Genomic DNA, 6,036 nt, shown 5'->3' on the forward strand with positions numbered 1-6,036 from the left:
GGGTTCAGGTCCCCAGCACGGCGGCGAGCAGCCCGCGGTAGTCGTCGTCGCAGGGGCCGCAGGCGAGCAGGTGCGCCGAGACGCCCGGCCAGTGCCGCTCGGGATCGCCCCCGGCGGCCTTGAGTTCCACGTACACATGGAGCACGCGCAGCGCCTCGTCGCAGCCCACGTCCCTCGGGTCCGTGGTCAGGAAGCGCTCCAGCGACGCCCGCGCGGAGAGCCGGTCCGGCTCCGTCATGACCGCCTCCCGGGGATCACGTCCAGATAGCCCTGCGCCACGAGATGGTCGCGCAGCCTGCGCCGGGCGTCGAACATCGCCTTGTAGACGGCGTTCCGGCTGGTGCCGAGTTCCAGGACCAGCGTGTCCAGCGGTACGGCGTCGAGGACCAGCGACACGAAGACCCTGCGTTGACGGCGGGTCAGTACCTGGTCGGCCGCCGCGCGCACGGCGGCGGCCAGGGCGCGTGCCTCGGACGAGTCCGCGGGGTCGGCGCCGAGCCGGTCGGGCAGCCGGTCCCAGTCCTCGCCGTCGAGTTCCACCCGCCCGGTGCGCCAGAAGTGGCGGCCGATCTTCGCCGAGACCTCCAGGACGACGAACCGGTAGGCCCAGGTGGTGAACCGGCTCTCCCCGCGGAAGTCGCCGACCTTCCTGGTGATGGCGAGGAGGGCGTCGGCGGCGGCCTGGTGGGCGAGGTCGTCGACCTCGGGGCCGTCGAAGCCGTACCGGGAGCGCCGCCTGGCCAGTTCCCGTCTGGCGATCCGCAGCAGCTCGCCGTGCAGCCGGGTGCAGGTCTGCTCGTAGGCGGCCCCGGTCGACGACAGGCCCCGCACCCAGGAGGCCGAGACCGGGTCGAACGCGGGCGCCACATCGGCGGGCGTCACGTCGGCGGGGACCACTTCGGCGGGCACTGCGTCGGCAGACGCCACACCGGCGGGCGCCGCGGCCGTCTCCCGCGTCGGCTCGCCCTGCTCATCTCTGGTCACCGACCCCATGCGCCCCATCGTAGGTGCCGCAGGCACGGCCCGCGGAGGGCGGTGGCGGCAAGGCGCGGTGGGGATACGGGGATTGACGCCACCACATTTACTTAGAGTAGCCTTGCCTAAGTTGACCGCTTCCGGAGGGTGGCCGGTGGGATCAGGGGAACTGTCGGGGCGGGATGTCCTGGCCAGCTCGGTCAGAGGGCAGGGGCGGCGGGTTGCTCTCGGTGCGGCGCTCGGGAGCGTGCACCAACTCGGGGAGGCCCTGGTCCCCGTGCTCATCGGTGTCGTCGTCGACCAGGCCGTGGCCGGGCAGGACGCCGGGCGTCTGGTGCTGTGGCTGGCCGTGCTGGCCGTCCTCTACGTGTGCCTGTCGTGGAGTTTCCGGCTGGGCGCGCGGGCCGGGGAGCGCGGGGCCGAGGAGGCCGCCCACGAGCTCCGGCTGGCGGTCGTGCGCCGGGTGCTCGACCCGCGGGGCGGGGCCGGGTCGGACCGGCTCTCCGGTGAGCTGGCCAACGTCGCCACCGAGGACGCCAAGCGCGTCGGGGCGGTCAACATGGCGCTGATGAGCGGCGTTTCGGCCGTCGTCGGCATCACCGTCAGCGCGGTGGCGCTGCTGCTGACGTCCGTGCCGCTCGGTCTGATCGTGCTGCTGGGCACGCCCGTGCTGCTGTGGCTCGGGCATCTGCTCAGCAAGCCCCTGGAGCGGCGCAGCGAGGCCGAGCAGGACCGGGCCGCGGGCGCGGCGGGGGTCGCGGCCGATCTCGTGGCCGGGCTGCGGGTGCTGAAGGGGCTGGGCGCGCAGCGGGCCGCGGTCGAGCGTTACCGCCGTACCAGCCAGGTCTCCCTCGCGGCCACCCTGCGCGCGGCGCGGGCCGAGTCCTGGCAGACCGGGCTCGTACTGGCCCTCACCGGCGGGTTCCTCGCGCTGATCGCCTGGGTGGGCGGCCGGCTGGCCCTCGACGGCTCCCTCACGCTCGGCCAGTTGGTCTCCGCCGTCGGCCTGGCGCTGTTCCTGCTTGGGCCGTTGGAGACGTTCGCCTGGGTCAACGCCGAACTGGCACAGGGCCGTGCCTCCGCCGCCCGGATCGCCGAGGTGCTCTCCGCCGGGCCCGCCGTCACGGGCGGGGAGGAACCGGTTCCGGGCGCGGTGCGCGGGGAGCTGCGGCTGCGCGGGGTACGGCTCGGCGGCCTCGACGGTCTGGACCTCGAGGTGCCCGCCGGGCGGCTGACCGGGATCGCGGTGACCGATCCGGCCTGCGCCGAGGCCCTGTTGAGCTGCCTGGGCCGGGAGGCCGACCCGGAGTCGGGCTCGGTCGAGCTGGACGGCGTGCCGCTGACCCGGCTGGACCCGGCCCGGCTGCGGGCCGCGGTGCTGGTCGCCGCCCACGACGCCGCGCTGTTCGAGGGATCGCTCGCCGACAACGTGGTCCCGGCGGACGCGCACGATGACCTTCTGACGGCACGCGCCATGGCCGCCGCCGGCGCCGACGAGGTGGCCCGCTCGCTGCCGCACGGCGCGGCCACCGGGGTGGGCGAGGGCGGGCGTTCCCTGTCCGGCGGGCAGCGGCAGCGCGTCCTGCTGGCCCGGGCCCTGCGCGCCGGACGCCCCGTCCTGGTCGTGCACGACCCGACGACCGCCGTGGACGCGGTCACCGAGGCCCGGATCGCCGAGGGACTCAGGGAGTTCAGGCAGGGCCGTACGACGGTCGTGGTGACCAACAGCCCGGCGCTGCTCGCCGTCACCGACCGGGTGGTGCTGCTGGACGGCGGCCGGGTCGGCGCCGAGGGCACCCACGCGGAACTCGCCCGGACCCATGAGACCTACCGGACGGCGGTACTGGCATGACGACGGACGTGACCGCAGGGCCCGGCGGCACCGAGAGCGACCTGCTGCCCACCGCCACGCCCGCCCGCACCCGGGCGGCCGTACGCGAACTCCTGCGCCCCGACCGGAAGCTGGCGGCCGCCGGTTTCGGTGCCATGGCGCTCGCCACGGCCGTCGGACTGCTCACCCAGCCGCTGCTCGGGCACATCGTGGACGTGGTCACCGAGCACCGCTCCCCCGACGCCCTGACCTGGCCCGTCCTCGCGCTCGCCGGGGTCGCCGCGGTGCAGGGCGTCACCACCGCACTGGGCATGTCCCTGGTGTCCCGGCTCGGCGAGACCGCGCTCGCCCGGCTGCGCGAACTGTTCGTGGAACGCGCCCTGTCGCTGCCGCTGGAGCGGCTGGAGCGGGCGGGCTCCGGCGACCTCAACGCCCGGGTCACCCGGGACGTCTCCCGGGTCGCCGACGCGGTCCGCACCGCCCTGCCCGAACTCGCCCGCTCCGGGCTGTCGATCGTGCTGACGCTGGCCGCCCTCGCCCTGCTGGACTGGCGGTTCCTGCTGGCCGCGCTGCTCGCGGTGCCCGTGCAGGCACACACCGCCCGCTGGTACGTGCGCAACGCCGTGCCCCTGTACGCGAAGGAGCGGATCGCCACCGGGGCCCAGCAGCAGCAGTTGCTGGACACCATCGGCGGGGCCCGGACGGTACGGGCGTACCGGCTCCAGGACGACCACACCCGTCAGGTCACCGAGCGCTCGCGGGCGGCGGTGGAGCTGACGATGCGCGGGGTGCGGCTGGTGCTGCGCTTCTACAGCAGGCTGCACATCGCCGAGTACGCGGGCCTCGCCGCCGTGCTGGTCACCGGGTTCCTGCTGGTGCGGTCCGGTTCCGCCTCGGTCGGTACGGCGACGGCCGCCGCGCTGTACTTCCACAGCCTCTTCGGGCCGGTCAACACCGCGCTGGTACTCCTTGACGACGCCCAGTCGGCGACGGCGGGACTGGCCCGGCTGGTCGGGGTCGTCGACGAGCCGGTGCCCGCCGCCGACGAGCACACGGACGGCCGTACGACCGCCGGGACGGGCGATCCGACCGTGACGCTGACCGGGGTCTCGCACGCGTACGTGCCCGGCCGTCCGGTGCTGCACGGCGTCGACCTGGAGGTGCGGCCCAAGGAACGGGTCGCACTGGTCGGCACCACGGGCGCGGGCAAGACGACCCTGGCCCGGCTGGTGGCGGGACTGCACCGCCCGGAGGCCGGCCGGGTCGACGTGGGCGGCGCCGAACCGGACGGCTCCGGCCGCCTGGTGGGGCTCGTCACCCAGGAGGTGCACGTCTTCGCCGGGCCGCTCGCCGACGACCTGCGCCTGGCCCGCCCGGACGCGAGCGCCGGGGAACTCCGGGACGCGCTGGCCACGGTGGGCGCCCTCGGCTGGGCCGAGGCGCTGCCGGAGGCGCTGGACACGGTCGTCGGCGACGGCGGGCACCGGCTCACCGCCGACCAGGCCCAGCAACTCGCCCTGGCCCGACTGCTGCTGGCCGATCCGCCGGTCGTCGTGCTCGACGAGGCGACCGCCGAGGCGGGCAGCTCCGGCGCCCGGCTGCTCGACGAGGCCGCCGAGCAGGCGCTGCGGGGCCGTACCGCACTGGTCGTGGCGCACCGACTCAGCCAGGCCGCCGCGGCCGACCGGGTGGTCGTGCTGAGCGACGGCCGGGTGGTGGAGGAGGGCAGCCACGGCGAACTCCTCGCCGCCCGGGGCCGGTACGCCGCCCTGTGGCAGGCATGGTCCGACCACCGCTCCCCCGCCGCTCCCCACTGATTTCCGAAAAGCCAAGCCGCCCCCCGCCGGACCCATCGCCAAGACCAGAAGGATCAGCCGATGCCCCGCGCCACCAGAGTGTCCAGGCTCACCGGCCTGCTCGCCGCCGTACTCCTGCTCACGGCGACGGCGGTCGCCTGCGGCTCCACCGACTCCGACAGCGACTCCGGTTCGTCCTCGTCCGCGGCGAAGGACTCCTCCGCCGGCGCGTACCCCGTGACGATCGCCCACAAGTTCGGCAGTACGACCATCACGTCCGAACCCAAGCGGATCGTGACGGTCGGCCTCACCGACCAGGACGCCGTCCTCGCCCTCGGCAAGGTCCCGGTCGGCACGACCGAGTGGCTGGGCGGCTACAAGGGGGCGATCGGCCCCTGGGCCCAGGACAAGCTGGGCAGCGCGGCCGCGCCGACCGTGCTCAAGGACACCGGTACCGGCCCCCAGGTGGAGAAGATCGCCGCGCTCAAGCCGGACCTGATCCTCGCGGTGTACTCGGGCCTGACCAAGGCCCAGTACGAGAGCCTGTCGAAGTTCGCGCCGGTCGTGGCCCAGCCGAAGCAGTACAACGACTACGGCGTGCCGTGGCAGCAGCAGACCGAGGAGATCGGGCAGGCGCTCGGCAAGGCGGACGAGGCCAAGACGCTGGTGTCGGGCGTGGAGGCCAAGTTCACGGCGGCCGAGAAGGCCAACCCCGCGTTCGCCAAGGCCACGGCGGTCATGGCGACGCCGTACCAGGGAGTGTTCGTCTACGGCAGCCAGGACCCGCGCTCCCGGCTCCTGTCCGACCTCGGCTTCACGCTGCCCAAGGACCTCGACAAGGTGATCGGGGACCAGTTCGGCGCCCAGATCAGCAAGGAGCGCTACGACCTGCTCGACCAGGACGTGGCCGTGTGGATCGCGCCAGACACCACCACGTCGGTCACCAAGCTGCACGATGACCCGGTCTACGGCGATCTGAACGTGGTGAAGCAGGGCCGTGAGGTCTACATCAAGGAGACCAGCGACTACGGCAACGCGGTGTCCCTGTCGACCGTGCTGAGCATCCCCTACGTCCTGGACCGCCTGGTGCCGCAGCTGGCGGCGGCGGTGGACGGCAAGACGGCGACGAAGGTGGAGCAGCCGGCGTCGTAACGCAGACAAATGAAGGGGGTGGATCCGGTCTCCCGGATCCACCCCCTTCATTTGTCTGTCAGGAGCCGTCTACGAGGCTCTTGGGCCGCATGTCCGTCCAGTGCGTCTCGATGTGGTCCAGGCACTCCTGCCGGGCCGCCGGGCCGTGCACGACCGTCCAGCCGGCCGGTACGTCCACGAAGTCGGGCCACAGGCTGTACTGGCCCTCGTCGTTGACGAGTACGGAGTAGACGCCGTCGGGGTTCTCGAACGGGTTGCTCATGTCAGCGGGTCCTTGCCTTT

6 protein-coding genes are annotated in these 6,036 nt (G+C 73.7%); 3 read left to right on the top strand and 3 right to left on the bottom strand.

Annotated elements, in window-relative coordinates:
* Positions 1–4: 4 nt before the first annotated feature.
* A complete protein-coding gene (locus ACFWPQ_RS18275; RefSeq protein WP_384035200.1) occupies positions 5–238 on the bottom strand; it encodes a hypothetical protein in 234 nt (77 codons plus the stop codon).
* Positions 235–993 carry an RNA polymerase sigma factor gene (locus tag ACFWPQ_RS18280; RefSeq protein WP_384035202.1) on the bottom strand — a complete coding sequence of 253 codons (759 nt, stop codon included), beginning with the start codon at positions 991–993 and terminating at the stop codon, positions 235–237. The genes ACFWPQ_RS18275 and ACFWPQ_RS18280 overlap by 4 nt, the downstream gene beginning before the upstream one ends.
* Before the next feature lie 151 nt (positions 994–1,144).
* Here ACFWPQ_RS18280 and ACFWPQ_RS18285 point away from each other — a divergent pair, with 151 nt between their 5' ends.
* Genes ACFWPQ_RS18285 through ACFWPQ_RS18295 form a run of 3 tightly spaced genes read left to right on the top strand, consistent with a single transcriptional unit; the run spans position 1,145 to position 5,754 of the window.
* On the top strand, positions 1,145–2,827 hold the full coding sequence (locus ACFWPQ_RS18285) for an ABC transporter ATP-binding protein (RefSeq protein ID WP_384035404.1): 1,683 nt from the start codon (positions 1,145–1,147) through the stop codon (positions 2,825–2,827).
* Positions 2,824–4,623, top strand: a complete 1,800-nt coding sequence (locus ACFWPQ_RS18290; protein ID WP_384035205.1) for an ABC transporter ATP-binding protein — start codon at positions 2,824–2,826, stop codon at positions 4,621–4,623. Before ACFWPQ_RS18285 ends, ACFWPQ_RS18290 begins: the two co-directional genes overlap by 4 nt.
* A gap of 60 nt (positions 4,624–4,683) precedes the next feature.
* Positions 4,684–5,754, top strand: coding sequence for an iron-siderophore ABC transporter substrate-binding protein (locus ACFWPQ_RS18295; protein ID WP_384035208.1), 1,071 nt, complete (start codon positions 4,684–4,686; stop codon positions 5,752–5,754).
* Between the two features lie 58 nt (positions 5,755–5,812).
* Here the strand turns inward: ACFWPQ_RS18295 and ACFWPQ_RS18300 are convergent, their stop codons facing one another.
* A complete protein-coding gene (locus ACFWPQ_RS18300) occupies positions 5,813–6,016 on the bottom strand; it encodes an MbtH family protein (protein WP_089104367.1) in 204 nt (67 codons plus the stop codon).
* Positions 6,017–6,036 lie beyond the last annotated feature (20 nt).

The sequence above is a fragment of the Streptomyces sp. NPDC058464 genome, from assembly GCF_042721035.1.
Classification (GTDB): domain Bacteria; phylum Actinomycetota; class Actinomycetes; order Streptomycetales; family Streptomycetaceae; genus Streptomyces.